The organism is Aquitalea sp. S1-19 (assembly GCF_024343515.1).
Genome location: NZ_RJTZ01000304.1, coordinates 1 through 1,457 on the forward strand (window position 1 = coordinate 1; position 1,457 = coordinate 1,457).

Below are 1,457 nucleotides of genomic sequence, written 5' to 3' on the forward strand. Positions count from 1 at the left end.
ATCCGGGACGGGTCAGCTACCCCAAACCGCCGCAGTTTCACGGCACCAGCTTCCTGAAACAGGCGCTGCTGGAGCTGGCACCCGACCCGGCCCTGCTGCAACAGCCGGTCACCGCTGCGGTTTTTGCCCGCGAAACCCGCGCCTTATGGGCCTACCTTGATCAGCTCCACCCCTTGCTGTGGCGCAAAGGTCAGGCCTTTGCCGCCTCAGGCGAACAAACGCTGCAGATGATGGCCGATGGCGAACTGCTGCTGGGCATCAGCTTCAACCCGAATGAAGTACCCAATCTCATCGCCGCCAAACGCCTGCCCAAAACCGCCTATAGCTATGGCCACAAGGACGGTACGCTGGCCAATGTGCATTTTGTCGCCATCCCGTTTAATGCCAGATCAGCCGCCGGCGCCAAGGTGCTGGCCAATTTCCTGCTCTCGCCCGAGGCGCAAGTCAAAAAGGCCGATGTCGCCATCTGGGGCGACCCTAGCGTACTGGACCCGGCCAAACTGCCGGCCGCGCAAGGTGCGGCCTTGCGGCAAAGCGCTGCGGGCAGCCTGCCAGCCAGCGTCAAGACACTGGCCGAACCACACGCCAGCTGGGTGGATGCGCTGGAAAAAGAATGGCTGCGCCGCTACGGCAAGGCAGGCGGCGCCTGAGCCATGCCCGTATTGACCCTGATACTGGTCGGCCTGCTGTTTGCCCTGCCGCTGCTGGCCGCCCTGCTGGCGGCGCTATGGCCGGCACTGTCCGGCGCGGCGCTAAGCGCGCTGATTACCGACCCGCAGTTTGCCAGCGCCCTCTGCGCCACGCTGATTTCGGCGCTTTTGGCTAGCGCGGCAGCGTTAGGCGGGGCGCTGCTGATTGCGCGCAGCCTGTACCACAGCCGTCTCTGGCTACGCTTAGGCGCACTGCTTTCACCTATGCTGGCCTTGCCGCATGCGGCATTTGCCATCGGGCTGGTCTTTCTGATTGCACCTGGCGGCATGCTGGTGCGCCTGTTTGCCGCCATCGCCGGCTTTCCCGTCGATGCGCCGGATTGGGTAACGGTCAACGACCCGCTGGCTCTGGCTCTGGCGCTGGCGCTACTCAGTGGATCGGCAGCCTTGTTGCTGGCGCTATTGTGGCTGGAGTACGGCACAGCGCATCCGGCCGTGGGCAGCCTGCTACTGGCACCGCTGATCCTGCCGCAAGTCTTGCTGGTGGCCGGCCTGTACCGGCTGGCGCTTCCCTGGCAACTGGAGGGCAGTATGTTCAGCGTCGCTTGGGCGCAGTTATTCTGGGTTTTTCCCTATATGGTGATTGTACTGGCGCCCGCCTACCGGCGTTTTGATGCGCGCTATCTGGTACTTGCGCGCGCATTGGGGCACTCGCGCCTGCAAGCCTGCTGGCGCGTCAAATGGCCCATGCTGGCACGCCCGATTGCCGCTGCCGCTGCCGTCGGTGTCGCGGTCAGCATTGCCCAA

Annotated in this window: 2 protein-coding genes; both read left to right on the forward strand. The window is 64.3% G+C overall.

The features are described from left to right. Positions 1-650 (forward strand): ABC transporter substrate-binding protein (locus tag EGI20_RS18635; RefSeq protein ID WP_498632709.1); only part of this gene is annotated, 650 nt, incomplete at its 5' end. A gap of 3 nt (positions 651-653) precedes the next feature. Next, the coding region (locus EGI20_RS18640) for a hypothetical protein (protein WP_498633186.1) at positions 654-1,457 on the forward strand (804 nt) is incomplete at its 3' end.